The sequence below is a fragment of the Micromonospora sp. ZG13 genome, from assembly GCF_059359355.1.
On the sequence record NZ_JCADBQ010000029.1, the window covers coordinates 1 to 16428 of the forward strand.

The 16428-nt window shown below is 74.1% G+C and carries 14 protein-coding genes and 1 tRNA gene; 1 reads left to right on the top strand and 14 read right to left on the bottom strand.

Annotated elements, in window-relative coordinates:
• Nucleotides 1-73: 73 nt before the first annotated feature.
• The 10 genes from AC5L34_RS29100 to ald all read right to left on the bottom strand — a co-directional run bounded on the left by AC5L34_RS29100 (nt 74) and on the right by ald (nt 9707).
• Nucleotides 74-577: a hypothetical protein gene (locus AC5L34_RS29100; protein ID WP_494827843.1), complete on the bottom strand. Its 504-nt coding sequence runs from the start codon at nt 575-577 to the stop codon at nt 74-76.
• Between the two features lie 517 nt (nt 578-1094).
• Nucleotides 1095-1168: transfer RNA gene (locus AC5L34_RS29105), tRNA-Pro, on the bottom strand.
• Nucleotides 1169-1363: 195 nt separating this feature from the next.
• Nucleotides 1364-2767 (bottom strand): ribosome biogenesis GTPase Der, encoded by a 1404-nt coding sequence (der, locus tag AC5L34_RS29110; RefSeq protein WP_441176805.1) that lies wholly within the window; start codon nt 2765-2767, stop codon nt 1364-1366.
• The gene (gene cmk / locus AC5L34_RS29115) at nt 2764-3444 is read right to left on the bottom strand and encodes a (d)CMP kinase (RefSeq protein WP_441176806.1); all 681 of its coding nucleotides are present in this window, start codon (nt 3442-3444) and stop codon (nt 2764-2766) included. The genes der and cmk overlap by 4 nt, the downstream gene beginning before the upstream one ends.
• Before the next feature lie 158 nt (nt 3445-3602).
• Nucleotides 3603-4373, bottom strand: a complete 771-nt coding sequence (locus AC5L34_RS29120; RefSeq protein WP_357724848.1) for a pseudouridine synthase — start codon at nt 4371-4373, stop codon at nt 3603-3605.
• The gene (scpB, locus tag AC5L34_RS29125; protein ID WP_494827846.1) at nt 4360-5211 is read right to left on the bottom strand and encodes an SMC-Scp complex subunit ScpB; all 852 of its coding nucleotides are present in this window, start codon (nt 5209-5211) and stop codon (nt 4360-4362) included. Before scpB ends, AC5L34_RS29120 begins: the two co-directional genes overlap by 14 nt.
• Nucleotides 5208-6299, bottom strand: coding sequence for a segregation and condensation protein A (locus AC5L34_RS29130; protein WP_494827848.1), 1092 nt, complete (start codon nt 6297-6299; stop codon nt 5208-5210). The genes scpB and AC5L34_RS29130 overlap by 4 nt, the downstream gene beginning before the upstream one ends.
• Before the next feature lie 53 nt (nt 6300-6352).
• Nucleotides 6353-7276, bottom strand: a complete 924-nt coding sequence (locus AC5L34_RS29135) for a ParA family protein (protein WP_089000898.1) — start codon at nt 7274-7276, stop codon at nt 6353-6355.
• Between the two features lie 311 nt (nt 7277-7587).
• Nucleotides 7588-8580 (bottom strand): site-specific tyrosine recombinase XerD, encoded by a 993-nt coding sequence (locus AC5L34_RS29140; RefSeq protein WP_494827864.1) that lies wholly within the window; start codon nt 8578-8580, stop codon nt 7588-7590.
• Nucleotides 8581-8591: 11 nt separating this feature from the next.
• Entirely contained in the window at nt 8592-9707 is a 1116-nt protein-coding gene (ald, locus tag AC5L34_RS29145) for an alanine dehydrogenase (protein ID WP_101409295.1), read from the bottom strand.
• 226 nt (nt 9708-9933) lie between these two features.
• Here ald and AC5L34_RS29150 point away from each other — a divergent pair, with 226 nt between their 5' ends.
• Nucleotides 9934-10275 carry a TM2 domain-containing protein gene (locus AC5L34_RS29150; protein WP_331716523.1) on the top strand — a complete coding sequence of 114 codons (342 nt, stop codon included), beginning with the start codon at nt 9934-9936 and terminating at the stop codon, nt 10273-10275.
• Nucleotides 10276-10343: 68 nt separating this feature from the next.
• On the opposite strand, the gene AC5L34_RS29155 is transcribed toward AC5L34_RS29150, so the two are convergent.
• From AC5L34_RS29155 to AC5L34_RS29170, 4 genes are all read right to left on the bottom strand, one after another.
• Nucleotides 10344-10982, bottom strand: a complete 639-nt coding sequence (locus tag AC5L34_RS29155) for an NUDIX domain-containing protein (RefSeq protein ID WP_441176809.1) — start codon at nt 10980-10982, stop codon at nt 10344-10346.
• On the bottom strand, nt 10979-12745 hold the full coding sequence (gene pyrG, locus AC5L34_RS29160; RefSeq protein WP_441176810.1) for a CTP synthase: 1767 nt from the start codon (nt 12743-12745) through the stop codon (nt 10979-10981). Before pyrG ends, AC5L34_RS29155 begins: the two co-directional genes overlap by 4 nt.
• A gap of 150 nt (nt 12746-12895) precedes the next feature.
• Nucleotides 12896-15268, bottom strand: coding sequence for a hypothetical protein (locus AC5L34_RS29165; protein ID WP_494827852.1), 2373 nt, complete (start codon nt 15266-15268; stop codon nt 12896-12898).
• Nucleotides 15268-16428 (bottom strand): glycosyltransferase family 4 protein, encoded by a 1161-nt coding sequence (locus AC5L34_RS29170; protein ID WP_494827854.1) that lies wholly within the window; start codon nt 16426-16428, stop codon nt 15268-15270. The genes AC5L34_RS29165 and AC5L34_RS29170 overlap by 1 nt, the downstream gene beginning before the upstream one ends.

Here is a 16428-nt window from a genome sequence, read left to right on the forward strand (position 1 = left end):
GGAGACCTCTTCAGTTATCGATCACCGCCACGCCGTGACCCCACCCGACCAACACCCACTTACGAAACGCGCCCTAGAGGCAGATCCAGCAGTAGATGCTTTCCCCGCTCGTGCGTGCTCTGCGGGCCAGCCCAACGAACTCCCGCAAGCGCGACAGCATGACCTCCGGCTGCATGTCGCTGTAGTGGGACAGCTCCCCGATGTGTGACCACCGATCGGCTAGGCCCGGCATGCGGTCGTCCGGGATTTCGGCAAGCGCGTCCCGGGCGCGTTCGCTGAGTACGACGACCCAGGGTCCTTCGAACTCAGGGTCCTCACCGGCGCCGTCCGGCCAGATAAGTCGTTCCCCGATTAGGTGGGCGTCCCACGGCGCGTCGAGGGCGAACGAGACGACCTTGCCGAGGACGACGCGCGGATCGATCCCCTTGCCGTCTACGGCATCCACGACGGCAGAATCTCCCTCTCGCACCACCGGGCCGCCATCGGTAGCGGTCATCAGCTTTGCGACAGCCTCGTCGTCCGAAGCGCGGAAGTAGTCGTAAAGAACCCCCACAGGAGCCTCCCGGTTGGTTGCCATGCCGCCCACTTGTAGGGCGATCGAGAGAACATATAACCCGGCCGCCAGGGGAAGCGGATCTCCTCGTCGGGCAGTCGTCAGACCTTCCAGCCTCCCCCGGACGGGGACAAGGTGGAGCGCCTCACCAGCCGAACGACCTTGGCCCCGTCCGGGGCCGCTGGTAGCCCTTGTGGTGCTCGACGAGGGGAGCCGCGGCGGCATCTCTGAGGAGGGCCGGGGTTCGGGGCGGAGCCCCGAGGTCTTCATGCTCTTGTCGCCATCAGCGTGGCCGGCCAGCCCGGCCGATGCCGGCCGAAGGTCGCCAGCAGGCCGGGGCCGGGCCGGCGCGGCCCGCTTGCGGGCCGCCTTGATGCAGATAGCGAACGATTCGGCAGGCATCCCGCATTAACGCTTCAAGACTTGACCAGCGGTCAAGATGCGCTACCGGCCCGACGCACTTGACCGACGTGGTCCCCAGGAAGCCAGAAAGGCCGGCCCGACGTCTCGGACCAGCCATCTGACCTGCGATAACACCTTGTCGGGACGGCCGGATTCGAACCGACGACCCCTTGACCCCCAGTCAAGTGCGCTACCAAGCTGCGCCACGTCCCGATGCTCCCGCGCGGATCTCCCCGCGACAGCCGGTACAGCTTAGCGCAGGATCTTCGCACCGTCCGCACTGCCCCCTCCCGTGCCGGAACGCGTCATCCCGCGCACGCCCTCTAAAGCGTCCTAGGAGGATGGGAAGTGGGGGGTAGCGAAAAGCCGGGTGGGAGGGCGCTCCCACCCGGCTTTACATCGAGCGGGTCAGCCGTGCGCCTTGCCCCGGCCGCCGGGGCCGAGCTTCTTGCGAGGACGTACGGAGATCTCGATCGGGCTGCCCTCGAAGCCGAACTCCTCGCGCAGCTTGCGCTCGACGAACCGCTGGTAGCCCGCGTCCAGCGGGGCGGTGGTGAACAGCACGAAGCGCGGCGGCGCCACGCCCGCCTGGGTGGCGAAGAGGATCTTCGGCGCCCGTCCGCCCCGCACCGGGTGCGGGGTGGCCTGCACCAGCGCGGTCAGCCACGCGTTGAGCTGCGCGGTCGGTACGCGGGTCTCCCAGCTCGCCAGGGCCTTGCGCAGCGCCGGGGCGAGCTTGTCGACCGCCCGGCCGGTCTGCGCCGACAGGTTGAGCCGGATCGCCCATGGGATGCGGCGCAGCTCGCGCTCGATCTCCTTGTCCAGGTAGTACCGGCGGTCGGCGTCGACCAGGTCCCACTTGTTGAAGGCGATCACCAGCGCCCGGCCGGACTCGGTGACCATGGACAGGATCCGCTGGTCCTGCTCGCTGATCGGCTCGCTGGAGTCCAGCAGCACCACGGCGACCTCGGCGGCCTCGATCGCCCCGGCGGTCCGCAGGCTGGCGTAGTACTCGGTGCCGCTGGCCTTGCCGACCCGCTTGCGCAGGCCCGCCGTGTCGACCAGCTGCCAGGTCTCCCCGCCGATCTCGACCAGGCTGTCGACCGGGTCGACGGTGGTGCCGGCGACGGAGTCGACGACCGCCCGCTCCTCGCCCGAGAAGCGGTTGAGCAGGCTGGACTTGCCGACGTTCGGCCGGCCGACTAGGGCCACCCGACGCGGGCCGCGCGGGCGGTTCTCGACGATCTTCGGCGCCTCCGGCAGCGCGTCCATGATGGCGTCGAGCAGTTCGCCCGAACCGCGCCCGTGCAGCGCCGACACCGGGTACGGCTCACCGAGGCCCAGCGACCACAGCGAGGTCGCCTCCATCTCGATGGCGGTGTTGTCGGCCTTGTTCGCGACCAGGATCACCGGCTTGGCGCTGCGGCGCAGCATGCGTACGGCGGCCTCGTCCACGTCGGTCGAGCCGACCATCGCGTCGACCACGAACAGCACCACGTCGGCGGTGGCGACCGCCGTCTCGGCCTGCGCCGCGATCGCGGCCGCCCGGTCCTTGGCGTCGGGCTCCCAGCCGCCGGTGTCCACCACGGTGAACTGCCGGCCGGCCCACTGCGCGTCGTACGGGACGCGGTCACGGGTGACCCCGGGGACGTCCTCGACGACCGCCTGGCGGCGGCCGATGAGGCGGTTGACCAGGGTCGACTTGCCCACGTTGGGGCGGCCGACCACGGCCACGACCGGCTGCGGGCCGGTGGGCTCCTCGGTGTCGGCGTCCGGCTCCCGCAGCTCGATCCACCCGTCGGTGTCGGTCATGCCACTCCCCGATCGGTCAGCAGGTCACGCAGCCGCCCGACGACCTGGTCGATGCCCAGCTCGGTGGTGTCCAGCACCACGGCGTCGGCGGCCTGGGTCAGCGGGTCGGCCTTGCGGGTCGAGTCGAGCCGGTCCCGCCGGGCCAGGTCGGCCGCGGTCGCCGCCACGTCGGTGGCGTCCTCGGCGCTGCGCCGGGCGGCCCGGGCCGCCTCGGAGGCGGTCAGGTAGACCTTCAGGTCGGCGTCCGGCGCCACCACGGAGCCGATGTCGCGGCCCTCGACCACGATCCGGCCGGCGTTGGCGATCATCTCGCGCTGCCGGTTGACCAGCAGCGCGCGCACCGCCGGCACGGCGGCCACCGCGGAGACCGCCCCGGTCACCTCCGGGCCGCGGATCTGTGCGTCGACGTTCACGCCGTCGGCGGTCACGCCGTACCCCTGGGGGTCGGTGCCGATGCGCAGGTCCACCTCGCCGGCGACCTTGGCCACCGACTCGGCGTCGGTCAGGTCGACCCCGGAGCGCAGCACCGCCCAGGTGATGGCGCGGTACATGGCGCCGGTGTCGAGATAGCGGGCACCGATGCCGACGGCGAGCCGCCGCGAGACGGTGGACTTACCCGAACCGGACGGCCCGTCCACAGCGACCACGCATCGCCCGGCCCGTTCGTTTTCCTCCACCGTCGTCCTCCTCAGCCCGTACCTCACGAAACACCGGATGTGTCGCGAGCGGTTGTCCAAACGTTCTCAATGATGCCCGGCGTCGCGGTCGCCCGGTGGGCGCCGCCGGCACCGGGCCGCCAGGGAGCCTACCGGCAGCCGTACCCCGAACCCGGGGGTCAGTCACCCACGGCCTTGAACAGGGCGGCGACCTCCGCGTTGGTCAGCCGCCGCGTCCGCCCCGCGCGCAGGTCGCCCAGCCGGATCGGCCCGATCGCGGTACGCACCAGCCGGCTCACCGGGTGGCCCACCTCGCCGAGCAGCCGGCGGACGATGTGCTTGCGCCCCTCGTGCAGGCTCAGCTCGACCTGGGCGCTGCGTCCCAGCGTGTCCACCACCCGGAAGGAGTCGACCTTCGCCGGCCCGTCCTCCAGCTCCACGCCGGCCATCAGCCGCTTGCCGAGGTTGCGCGGGATCGGTCCGGAAACCTCGCACAGGTACGTCTTCTGCACCCCGTACGACGGGTGCATCAGCTTGTGCGCGAGGGTGCCGTCGTTGGTGAGCAGCAGCAGGCCCTCGCTGTCGGCGTCGAGGCGCCCCACGTGGTAGACCCGCTGCTCCACCCGGTTGCCGAGGAAGTCGGCGAGCGCGGTGCGCCCCTTCTCGTCGGCCATGGTCGAGACGACCCCGCGGGGCTTGTTCATGGCCAGGTAGACCAGTCGGGTGTCGGCGACGAGGCGCTCGCCGTCGACGTGGATCACGGCGGTGGCGGGGTCGACCTTGTCGCCGAGCTGGGCGACCCGGCCGTCGACGGTGACCCGGCGGCGGAAGATCAGGTCCTCGCAGGCGCGCCGGGAGCCGACGCCGGCGGCGGCCAGCACCTTCTGCAGGCGCTCGGCCCCCTCGAAGGCGGGCGCGTCGGGGCGGGGCGTGCGGTCATCGCGTGGCATCGGCAAGCTCTTCTACGTCGTCGGGAAGGAACGGGGCCAGCGGCGGGAGGTCGTCGACGCTGTTCAGCCCGAGCTTCTCCAGGAACATCGTGGTGGTCCGGTAGAGGAACGCCCCGCTGTCCGGTTCGGTGCCGCACTCCTCGACCAACCCGCGGGAGACCAGGGTACGGATCACCCCGTCGCAGTTGACACCCCGGATGGCGGAGATCCGCGAGCGGGTGACGGGCTGCTTGTACGCGATCACGGCCAGTGTCTCCAGCGCAGCCTGGGTCAGCCGCACGGACTGCCCGTCCAGTACGAACCGTTCCACGTAGGTGGCGTATTCCGGCCGGGTGTAGAGACGCCAGCCACCCGCGGCCCGGCGCAGCTCGAAGCCGTGCCCGGCGGCCGTGTAGCCGGCGGCGATCTCGTCCAGCGTCGGCCCGATCCGCTCGGCGGGCTGCTCCAGCACCTGGGCGAGGATCAGCTCGCTGACCGGCTCGTCCACCACCAGCAGGATCGCCTCCAGGGCCCCGCGCAGCTCCGCGTCGTCGAGTTCCGGAGGCGGCTCGGGCGCCGCCGCCCCCCTCCGCCGCCCCGCAGCACCCTTCGCCGATGAGCCCCGACCGCCCTTACACTCCCCGCCGCCAGTCTCCACAGGCGGCGCGTCCGCCGCCGCGGACTCCGCCGCGCGCTCAGGATCTCCGGAGATCTTGGTAGGTTCAGGCCCCTCTGGGGGCGCGGAGCTACCAAGATCTCCGGTTTCGGGAGCTGGGGAGGGGGCCGTGGGGCGCTGCCAGGGCGGCACCCAGGCGGCGGCCTGGTCGGCCAGGGAGTCCCGACGCTCGTCGCTGCTCATCCCGCTCGCTCCTCCGTCGTCGCCGTCCCGTTCCCGTCCGCCGCCACACCCGGCGCCGTCCCGCTGCCCTCCGCCGCCACATCTGCCACCGCAGCTGAGTCGGTCTCGTCCGGCACCGGCCGCCGCTCGGCCGATGCCGCCGGCAGCGGGCCGGAGCCCGCCGGCTCGGGCACCGTCGGGACCGGCTCGGCCGGGGTGCCCGCGTACTCGTCGACGTGCAGGTCGGGGCCACCCTCGGCGGGGCCGGTCCAGCGTACGGTCAGCTCCTCCAGCGCCTGCTCCTGGACGAACGCGACCAGGCCCTCCCGGTAGAGCTCCAGCAGGGCCAGGAACCGGGCCACCACCTCCAGGGTGGCCTCGCAGTCGGCGCAGAGCAGCGAGAAGGTGGCCGTGCCGGCCCGGCGCAGCCGCTCGGTGAGGATCCCCGCGTGCTCCCGGACACTGACCCGCACCATGTGCACGTGGGCGACGGACACCTCCGGCACCGGCTTCGGCGTCATCGCCCTGACCGCCAGCTTCAGCAGCCGCTGCGGGCCGATGCCGAGGACCAGGTCGGGCAGCGCCTCGGCGTAGCGGGGCTCCAGGGTCACCGCGCGGGGGTAGCGCCGGCCGCCGACCTCCTCCAGCGCGGCGATGTGCGCCGCCGCCTCCTTGTACGCCTTGTACTGCAACAGCCGGGCGAAGAGCAGGTCCCGGGCCTCCAGCAGCGCGAGGTCCTCCTCGTCCTCGACCTCGGCGGCGGGCAGCAGCCGGGCCGCCTTCAGGTCGAGCAGCGTGGCGGCGATGAGCAGGAACTCGCTGGCCTCGTCCAGGTCCCACTGGTCGCCCATCGCGCGGATGTAGGCGATGAACTCGTCGGTGACCCGGTGCAGGGCCACCTCGGTCACGTCGAGCTTGTGCTTGCCGATCAGCTGGAGCAGCAGGTCGAACGGGCCGGTGAAGTTCGCCAGCCGGACGGTGAACCCGCCGCTCTCCGTCGCCGTCCCGGGCGCGCCGGCCGGGTCCGTCGGCACCTCGGCGAGGGCCTCGGCGGCCCGTACCGGGGGCTGCTCCGGCGTCGTCGGAGGGTCGAGGGGCGGCGCGGTCACCGGAAGACCGTAGTCCACGCCCCGGGCGACCCGGCGCGAAGGTGCATCCCGGCCTACCGCTCGGCCTGGGCGGCGATCACCTCGCGGGCCAGCTGGCGGTAGTTGCGGGCACCGGACGAGGCCGGGTCGAGCGTGGTGATCGGGGCACCGGCGACGGTGGACTCGGGGAACTTGACGGTTTTGGTGATCACCGTCTGGTAGACCTTGTCGCCGAACGCCTCCACCACCCGCTGGAGCACCTGGCGGCAGTGGGTGGTGCGGCTGTCGTACATGGTCGCGAGGATGCCCTCGAGTTCCAGGTCGAAGTTGAGCCGCTCGCGCACCTTGTCGATGGTGTCCAGCAGCAGCGCCACGCCGCGCAGGCTGAAGAACTCGCACTCCAGCGGGATGAGCACGCCGTGCGCCACGGTCAGCGCGTTGATCGCCAGCAGGCCCAGCGAGGGCTGGCAGTCGATCAGGATGTAGTCGTACTCCTTGCGGATCGTGCGGAGCACCCGGGCCAGGGCCATCTCCCGGGCGACCTCGTTGACGAGCTGGATCTCGGCCGCGGAGAGGTCGATGTTGGCCGGCAGCAGGTGCAGCCCCGCCACGTCGGTCTTGATCAGGACGTCCTCGGCGGTGACGTCGTCCTGCATGAGCAGGTTGTAGACCGACAGGTCGAGGTTGTGCGGGTTGACCCCCAGCCCGACCGAGAGGGCGCCCTGCGGGTCGAAGTCGACGAGCAGCACCTTGCGGCCGTACTCGGCCAGCGCGGCGCCCAGGTTGATGGTCGTGGTGGTCTTGCCCACGCCACCCTTCTGGTTGGCCATCGCGATGATCCGGGCCGGGCCGTGCCGGTCGGTCGGCATCGGCTCGGGAATCGGCTTGCGCATCGTGTACGCCGCCGGATCCGCCGGACCCAGATCCGCCCCGAGCGTGGCCTGCTGCTCGCGGAGCTCCGACGTCCAGGTCTCGGCACGGTCACCGTTGCCAGCCATGTGCTCGTTGCCCCCTCCCGACGACCACCCGGCGTCGGAGCCGTCCGACGTCCTTCGCGGCGCCGCTGCGCACCCCGGTCTGCATCACCATCGCCCCAGGAGGTCCGCGCCGATGCCGACTGTACGCCACCGCCCGGCGGGCCGGTCGCACCCGCTCGGCGTGTCGCCGCCCCGCCGACCAGGCCAGCCACCGGCGACGTCCTCCGCGCACCGCCCCGTACACCGTCGCGCCACCCGTGCCGGCCGGCGGCGGCCACCCCTGGTGGGCCGCCCGGCGGTCGGTCCCGCGCCCGGGCCGGGGCCGGGCGGGGTCAACCCCGCGCCCGGGGGTGGGCGGTGGCGTACACCTCGCGCAGCCGCTCGACGGTGACCAGGGTGTAGACCTGGGTGGTGGTGACCGAGGCGTGACCGAGCAGTTCCTGCACCACCCGCACGTCCGCGCCACCGTCGAGCAGGTGGGTGGCGTAGGAGTGGCGCAGGGTGTGCGGGGAGACCGCCTCCGGGCCGTCCACCGGCAGCCCGGCCCGCTCGGCGGAGCGGCGAAGGATGGTCCAGGCGCCCTGCCGGGTCAGCGCGCCGCCGCGGGCGTTGAGGAAGACCGCCGGGGTGCCCCGGCCCGTGGCGGCCAGAGCGGGCCGGGCCCGCACCAGCCAGGCCCGCACCGCCTCGACCGCGTACCCGCCGATCGGGACGAGCCGGGTGCGGCCGCCCTTGCCGCGCAGCAGCACGGTGCCCTCGTCGACGTCCAGGTCGTCCACGGCGGCGCCGACCGCCTCGGAGATCCGCGCCCCGGTGCCGTACAGGAACTCCAGCAGCGCCCGGTCGCGCAGCGCGACCGGCGCACCGTCGCCGGCGGCGGTCACCGGGCCGGCGGTCTCCAGCAGCCGCACCACGGCGTCGACCGGCAGCGCGCGGGGCAACCGGCGCGGCGGCGTGGGCGGGCGGACGTCCCGGCTCGGGTCGGCGCCGGCCAGCCCCTCGCGCAGCGCGAACCGGTGCAGGCCGCGCACCGCGCTGGCCGCCCGCGCGGCGGAGGAGACCGCGAGCGGCGGATGCTCCTCGTCGCCGGCGCGCAGCCGGGCCAGGTGCGCCTCGACCTGCCCCGGGCCGACGGCGGCCAGGTCCGGCACGCCGGCCGCCGCCAGGGTGCCCAGGTAGCGCTCCAGGTCACGCCGGTACGACGAGAGGGTGTTCGCCGACAGTCCCCGCTCGACGGTGAGGTGGTCGAGGTAGCCGCGCACGGCACGGCGCAGGGCCGGCGCTGGCTCCCCGCCCGCGCCGGCCCCGTCCGCTGTGCCGGTCAGTCCGCCACCCCTCAGGCCAGCGCGTCGGCCAGCGCGAGGCTCGGCATGCCGTGCGCCTCGGCGACGGGGCCGTAGGTGACCTGGCCGTCGTGGGTGTTCAGGCCCAGCGCCAGCGCCGGGTCGCGGCGCAGCGCCTCACGCCAGCCGTGGTTGGCCAACTCCAGGGCGTACGGCAGGGTGACGTTGGTCAGCGCGTAGGTGCTGGTGTGCGGCACCGCGCCCGGCATGTTCGCCACGCAGTAGAAGATCGAGTCGTGCACCTGGTAGGTCGGCTCGGCGTGCGTGGTGGGACGCGAGTCCTCGAAGCAGCCGCCCTGGTCGATGGAGATGTCGACCAGCACGCTGCCCGGCTTCATCCGGGAGACCAGCTCGTTGGAGATCAGGGTCGGGGCCTTCGCGCCGGGCACCAGCACCGCGCCGATGACCAGGTCCGCGTCCAGCACGGCCCGCTCGATCTCGTACGCGTTGGAGGCCACCGTCTGGAGGTGGCCCCGGTAGATGGCGTCGGCCTGGCGCAGGCGGGCCACGTTCTTGTCCAGCAGCAGCACCTCGGCCTGGAGGCCCAGCGCGATCGCGGCGGCGTTCATGCCGGAGACGCCGGCGCCGATGACCACGGTCTTCGCGGCGTAGACGCCGGAGACGCCACCCATCAGGATGCCGCGCCCGCCGCCCTGCCGCTGGAGGTGGTAGGCGCCCACCTGCGGGGCGAGCCGGCCGGCCACCTCGGACATCGGGGCGAGCAGCGGCAGCGACCGGTCGGGCAGCTCGACGGTCTCGTACGCGATGCCGGTGACCTTGCGGTCGACGAGCGCGTCGGTGCACGCCTTCGAGGCGGCCAGGTGCAGGTAGGTGAAGAGCACCTGCCCCTCGCGCATCCGGTGGTACTCCTCGGCGATGGGCTCCTTGACCTTGAGCACCAGCTCGGCGGTCTCCCACACCTCGTCGGCGGTGGCCAGGATCTTGGCCCCGGCGGCGGCGAACTCGTCGTCGCCGATGCTGGATCCGACGCCGGCGCCGGACTCGACGAAGACCTGGTGGCCGCTGCGGACGAACTCGTTCACGCCCGCCGGCGTGATCGCCACGCGGTACTCGTGGTTCTTGACCTCGCGGGGGATTCCGACCTTCACGATGCAGACACCTCTCTTCGGGGCTGCGCTCCCCCGACTGCGCGGTGCCACGGCGGCCCCTTTGCCGCCGCGGTCCACCGGTCCCGCCGGCGGCAGTCTAGGCGCGTCGGCACCGCCGCCGAGGCAGCACAGTGACATCCGGTGCCGGCACACGCTGACGATGTGTCAGGCGTGAACGGGGCCGGCGGTGCGACCCGCACCTCAGCCGTCAGGACAGTGTTCATCCATTATCGTCCCACTCTTCGGGTGCCGCTGCGGACAGGAGACCAGTGGATCACTAGGGTGTCGCCTCATGACCACACCTCCTTACCAGCCCGGCTACCCCAACCAGCCCGGGTACCCGTCGGGTGTCTCCGACAAGAGCAAGGTCGTCGCGGGCGTCCTGCAGATCGTGCTCGGCACCTTCGGCATCGGCCGCTTCTACATGGGCGACACCAAGACCGGCGTCATCCAGCTCATCGTGTCCCTCGTGACGTGCGGCATCGGCGGCATCTGGGGCTTCGTCGACGGCATCCTGATCCTGATCAACGGTGGCGTCGACGGGCAGGGCCGGCCGCTGCGCGACTGACCGACCCGGAACGACGAAAGGGGCCGTGCGGCGTACCGCACGGCCCCTTCACGTTCTCCGCCCCCGGCTCAGCCCGGTAGGGGCGCGTCGGCCCGGCGCAGCGCCGACCAGCCGGTGTCGCGGGCCCGGGCGGCGGCGAGCAGCCCGGCCACGCAGGAGGCGTTGGTGATCTCGCCCGCGAGGACCATGCCGACGGCCTCGTCCAGGTCGACGCGGACGACCTGGAGGTCGGCCTCCTCGTCGTGGCGCTCGTGCCGCTGCGGCGCCGGCACGTCGGCCAGGTCCCGGGCCAGGAAGACCCGGACCAACTCGTTGGTGAAGCCCGGCGAGCTGTGCAGGTCCACCAGGACGTCGATCCGCCCGGCGGTCAGGTCCACCTCCTCGGCCAGCTCCCGGACCGCGGCGGCGGCCAGGTCCTCGCCGGAGACGTCGGTCAGCCCGGCCGGCAGCTCCCACAGATGCCGCCCGACCGGGTGCCGGTACTGGCGGATCAGCACCACCTGACCGGCCGCGTCGAGCGCCACCACGGCGACCGCGCCGACGTGCCGGACGAAGTCGCGCACGCCCGTCCCGCCGCCGGGCATCGCCACCTCCTCGCTGACCACGTCGAAGATCCGGCCCCGGTAGCGCTCGGTGCGCGAGCGCACCTCGTAGCGGTGCCCGACGGCGCTCGTGTCGCCGTCGGAGCCGACGGTGCGCCCGCTCACGAGGCCGACGTCGCCTTCGCGGCGGCGCCCCCGTTGCGGGCGGCGTTGGTCGCCGCCGCGTCCGGGTTCGTCGCGCTGTCGGCCGCGTCGAGGTCGACCGGGAGCTGGTCGGCCTCCGAATACGCCACCGCCGCCTTGACGAAGGAGGCGAACAGCGGGTGCGGGCGGGTCGGCCGGCTCTTCAGCTCCGGGTGCGCCTGGGTGGCGACGAAGAACGGGTGCAGGCCCCGGTCCAGCTCGATGAACTCGACCAGCCGCCCGTCGGGCGAGGTGCCGGAGACGTGCAGGCCCGCCTTGGTCAGCGCGTCGCGGTAGGCGTTGTTCACCTCGTAGCGGTGCCGGTGCCGCTCGCTGACCTCGGTGCTGCCGTACGCCTCGGCGACGAGCGAGCCCTCGGCGAGCGCCGCCGGGTACGCGCCCAGCCGCATGGTGCCGCCCAGGTCGCCCCTGCCGGCGACGATGTCCTCCTGGTCGGCCATCGTGGCGATGACCGGGTGCGCCGCCTCCTCGTCGAACTCCAGCGAGTTGGCGCCCTCCAGGCCCGCCAGGTGCCGGGCCACCTCGATGGTCATGCACTGCAGACCGAGGCAGAGGCCGAGCAGCGGGATGCCGTTCTCCCGGGCGTAGCGGGCGGTGCCGATCTTGCCCTCGATGCCGCGTACCCCGAAGCCGCCCGGGATGACGATGCCGTCCACGCCGGCCAGGGCGGCCGCGGCGCCGGACGGGGTGACGCACTCGTCGCTGGGCACCCAGCGCAGCTGCACCCGGGCCCGGTGGCCGAAGCCGGCGGCCCGGATCGCCTCGCTGACCGACAGGTACGCGTCGGGCAGGTCGACGTACTTGCCGACCACGGCGACGGTGACGGTGTGCCGGGGCTGGTGCACCCGGTCCAGCAGGTCGTCCCAGCTGGCCCAGTCGACGTCGCGGAAGGAGAGGCCGAGCCGGCGCACCACGTACGCGTCGAGACCCTCGCGGTGCAGCACCTTGGGGATGTCGTAGATGCTCGGCGCGTCCGGGGCGGCGGTGACGGCCTCGCGGTCGACGTCGCAGTAGAGCGACAGCTTCTGCTTGACCTTGTCGGGGATCTCCCGGTCGCAGCGCAGCACCAGCGCGTCGGGCTGGATGCCGATGCTGCGCAGCTGGGCCACCGAGTGCTGGGTCGGCTTCGTCTTCAGCTCGCCCGACGGCGCCAGGTAGGGCACCAGGGAGACGTGCAGGTAGAAGCAGTTGTCCCGGCCCAGGTCGTGGCGGACCTGGCGGATCGCCTCCAGGAACGGCAGCGACTCGATGTCGCCGACGGTGCCGCCGACCTCGGTGATCACCACGTCCGGCACCTGGCCGTCGTCGTCGGGGTCGGCCATCGCCAGGATCCGCGACTTGATCTCGTTGGTGATGTGCGGGATGACCTGGACGGTGTCGCCCAGGTACTCGCCGCGCCGCTCCTTGGCGATCACCTCGGAGTAGATCTGGCCGGTGGTGACGTTCGCCTTGCCGGACAGCGCCCGGTCCAGGAACCGCTCGTAGTGCCCGACGTCGAGGTCGGTCTCGGCGCCGTCCTCGGTGACGAAGACCTCGCCGTGCTGGAACGGGTTCATCGTCCCCGGGTCGACGTTGAGGTAGGGGTCGAGCTTCTGCATCACCACGCGCAGGCCGCGCGCGGTGAGCAGGTTGCCGAGGCTGGAGGCGGTGAGGCCCTTACCCAGCGAGGAGGCGACTCCCCCGGTGACGAAAATGTGCCTGGTCGTCCGTGCTGATGGGGCCAAGGCCTGCTCCCGTGTCGTCCGTCGCGGTCGTGCAGACCGCCGTGCCGATCAGCCAAGTGATCACGCGATCCACGGGATTCCACGGTAACACCTCTCCCGGCCCGCCCGCCGGGCGCACCCGCAGCGGGCCGTGGCACGTCCCCATCCGGGTCAGGAGGCGGTGACCTCGGTCGATGACCGTCCGGCCGGCGCGCGTTGCCCGGCGGCGGCGCCGGCCGTCGGCTCCTGCGCCCCGGTGTCCGGGCCCGGCGACCGCGGGGCCGGGGGCGTCGGCGCCGCGGCCGGTTCCGCGCCCCGATCCGGGGTACGGGCGGTGCCCGCCCCCGCGCCGGTCGGGGTCGGGCGGTCCGGGCCGTCGCCGTCCGGTCCCCCGCCGGTGTCGCCGCCCGTCCCGCCGGGCCCCTCGTCGCGCTGCCGGCCCGCGTCGGGCAGCGTGCGGTCGGTGGAGTGGTCGAGCACCCGCAACGCGGCCAGCGCCGCCATCGGCACCACCACGGCCGCGGCCGCGCCGGCGACGTCCAGGGCGTCGCCGCCCAGCACCCCGCCGGTCACCGCGGCGACGGCGGTGCCGGCCATCGCCGCCCGTATCGCCGGGTAGATGCCGAACAGCCGCATCAGCCCGCCCCACGGCTGGAGCAGGGCGAACCAGACCAGCAGGGCGCCGGCCAGGGCCAGTACGGTCAGCGGGCTGTTGACCAGCGTCTCGAAGTTCGCCGTGCTGGAACGGTGCACGGTGAGCCCGCCGGTGCCGTCGCCCACGGCGGCCAGGAAACGGCCGAGGCTGCCCCGCTCGGCGGCGGGCCGGCGCAGGTCGAGCACCGCGAAGCCGATGGTCAACGCCAGCCCCGCCATGGTGGCCCAGGCCAGCCGGCTGATGGTCAACCACCCGCCGGCGCTGATCGCGGCGGCGACGCTCAGCCCGGCGGTCAGCGCGATCGCGCCGATCGGATCGGCCCCCAGGTACGGGCTGCCGACGACCAGTACGGCGGCCCCGCCGACGGCCACCATCACGGGCGGCCGCCACGACCGGCGGACCCGCTGGGCCAGCCACCCCGCGCTGAGCAGGGCGCCGGCCAGGAACACGCCGAGCCCGACGGTGCCCAGCCCGGCGTACCGGCCGCCCTCCAGGGCCGAGTAGCCGACCACCCCGTTGAGCTGGAGGCGGGCGCCGGTGAGCACGTCCATGCCGACGGTCAGCGTGGTCAGGCCGGCCACCGCACCAAGCGGGCCGAGGGTCGCCGCGTGCCCCGGCGCGAGCCGGACCACGGCGGTCGCGGCGACCAGCAGCAGCACGGTCACCCCGGCGAAGTACACGCCCGCGTGGTCCCCGCGCCACCAGGGCACGGCGTCGGCGAGCAGGGCGGCCGGCACGGCGAGGGCCGCCGCGATCAGCAGCAGCTCCACGACCGCCACCACGCGTGGCGACACCGGCTCCGGGCCGTACGGGCCGGCGTGCCGGCGGGCCCGGCGCAGCAGCGGCAGCACCGCCACGGCCAGCAGCACCTGGGCGCCGGCGAGCAGGGTGAAGAACCAGTCCGCCACCCGACGCTGGGCGGCGGCCTCCCGGTCGGCGTCGGCGGGCGCGGCGATCGCGGCGGCGAGGTCCGCCGGTCGCCCGCCGACCGACTCTGCCGGCCGGCCGAGGAAGAGCCGCTCCGGCATCGGCCGGCCCAGCGCGGTGAGCGCGGTCGGCGCGAGGTCGACCAGTTGCAGGTAGCCCTCGCGGCCGGTGCTGGCGGAGGTGAGCCACCCGCGTTCCCAGCCCGGCCCGTCGGCGACGGCCACGTGCAGCCGGGACGGCGCCTCGGTGTCGGACACCCCGGCGACGAGCACCAGCGAGCGGGGCGGCCGGGCGGCCAGCACCCGGGCCAGGCGGGCGTCGGCCGCGCGCGCTGCCGTGGCCCGGGCCACCGGGTCCTCGCCGGCCACCGTGCCCAGGTCGACGATGCTCAGCACGCAGGAGCCGAGCAGGCCCGCCGGGTCGGCGGGCAGCGCCGGCACGTACCGGTCGACGCGGCCGAACGGCCGGGCCGCCGCGACGGCCGCGCCGGGCCCGACCGCCACCGAGCAGCGCACCGACTCCGACAACGCGCCGGGCACCGTGCCCCAGGGCAGTCGCTCCTGGTTGTGCAGGACGACGCTCTCCTGGTCGGGCAGGTTCGCGCCGATGCCGTCGGGTTGCTCGATCGCCACCTGCGCCGGCGGGCAGCCGCCCGACTGGCGGCTGCCGTTCCAGGCGGCGTAGCTGCCCGCGCCGAGCGTCAGCCAGCCGTCCACGGGGCAGGTCGGCCGGTGCGCTGAGCGGACCGACAGGGAGCCGATCGAGCCGTCCTGGGCCATCCGCCACAGCGTCGGCGTGGTCTGCGGGTCGACGTCCTCCCAGCGCAGTCCCGCCACCCCGGCGAGCACGACGAAGTCGGCGGTGCGCCCCGGTGCCTCCCGGTCGGGGCGGACGGTCAGCGCGGTGATGCCCAGCGCCACGACCACGAGGGTCAGCAGGATCGGGGCGATTCTGCGCCGCATCAGCGGCGTCCCGTCGACGGGGCGTCGGCGCCCGGGGCCGCCGGTCCGGCGCCGTCCGGGGCCAGTTCGGCGTAGAGCGCCGCCAGTTGGGCGAGGGTGTCGGCCTCGGTGGGCCAGGTGGCGGCCCGCTCGGCGCCGCGCCGCCCCAGCCCGGCCCGCGCGGCCTCGTCGTCGAGCAGGTCGCGCACGGCCGCGTCGACGGCGTCCACGTCCCCGGGCGGCACCAGCACCGCGGCGTCGCCGACCAGCTCCGGCAGGCCGCCGACGCCGGTCGCCACCAGCGGTACGCCGGCCCGCATCGCCTCCTGTGCGAAGAGCTGACGGGCCTCCCAGTCGCTGGTCACCACCGCCAGGTCGGCCCCGGCGAGCAGGTCGCCCACGTCGGTGCGGTGCCCGAGCAGGGTCACCGGGGCCCGGGCGGCGGAGATCCGGGCGGCCAGCGGCAGGTAGGCGGGGCCGCTGCCGGCGATCACCACCACCGGCGCCGGTGTGCGCGTACGCCATCTCGCGGCGGCGTCGATGAGCACGTCGTAGCGCTTCTGGGGGTGCAGCCGCCCGACGGACAGGATCAGCGGCTGTTCCGCCGCGACGCCGAACTCTGCGCGGACGGCGGCTCGGCGGCGGCGCGGTGCGGGCAGTGCCGGCGCGGCGACGGGGGCGAGCCGGGCGTCCGTCGCGCCCAGCGCGGCGGCCCGCTCGACCAGGTCCGTGGAGGCGCCGAGCGCCACCCGGGCGCCCCGGGCCACGACCCGCTCGACGAGACGGGACACGCCGCCGCGCAGGCCACCGGCGAGCACCGCGTTGTGCCAGGTCACCACGAGCGGGGCGGCCGGGCGGGCGAGTACGGCGACGAGCCCGGCCCGCAGCCCGTGGGCGTGCAGCACGTCGACCTCCTCGGCGGCGAGCGCCCGGCGCAGCGCGCCGACCGCCCGGGCGTCGGCCGGGGTCGGGCTGGCCGGGATCTCCACCGGCAGGAAGCGGGCACCGACGCCCGTGAAAACGAACTGCTCCTGCGTCGCGGCGGGCCCGCAGACCAGCACGCGGGCGCCCCCGGCGGTCAGGCCCCCGGCCAGCGAGCGGACGTGCTGCCCGACACCGCCGGTGCTGGAGGCGAGCAGCAGGGCCACGGTGCCGTGCCAGCCGGGAACCGGTGCCGTCAC

Excerpts from the sequence above, each read along its gene's own strand:
- AC5L34_RS29165 (WP_494827852.1), bottom strand. The coding sequence starts at position 15,268 with ATGCGGCGCAGAATCGCCCCGATCCTGCTGACCCTCGTGGTCGTGGCG.
- AC5L34_RS29100 (WP_494827843.1), bottom strand. The coding sequence starts at position 577 with ATGGCAACCAACCGGGAGGCTCCTGTGGGGGTTCTTTACGACTACTTC.
- AC5L34_RS29120 (WP_357724848.1), bottom strand. The coding sequence starts at position 4,373 with ATGCCACGCGATGACCGCACGCCCCGCCCCGACGCGCCCGCCTTCGAG.
- der (WP_441176805.1), bottom strand. The coding sequence starts at position 2,767 with ATGACCGACACCGACGGGTGGATCGAGCTGCGGGAGCCGGACGCCGAC.
- AC5L34_RS29135 (WP_089000898.1), bottom strand. The coding sequence starts at position 7,276 with ATGGCTGGCAACGGTGACCGTGCCGAGACCTGGACGTCGGAGCTCCGC.
- scpB (WP_494827846.1), bottom strand. The coding sequence starts at position 5,211 with ATGAGCAGCGACGAGCGTCGGGACTCCCTGGCCGACCAGGCCGCCGCC.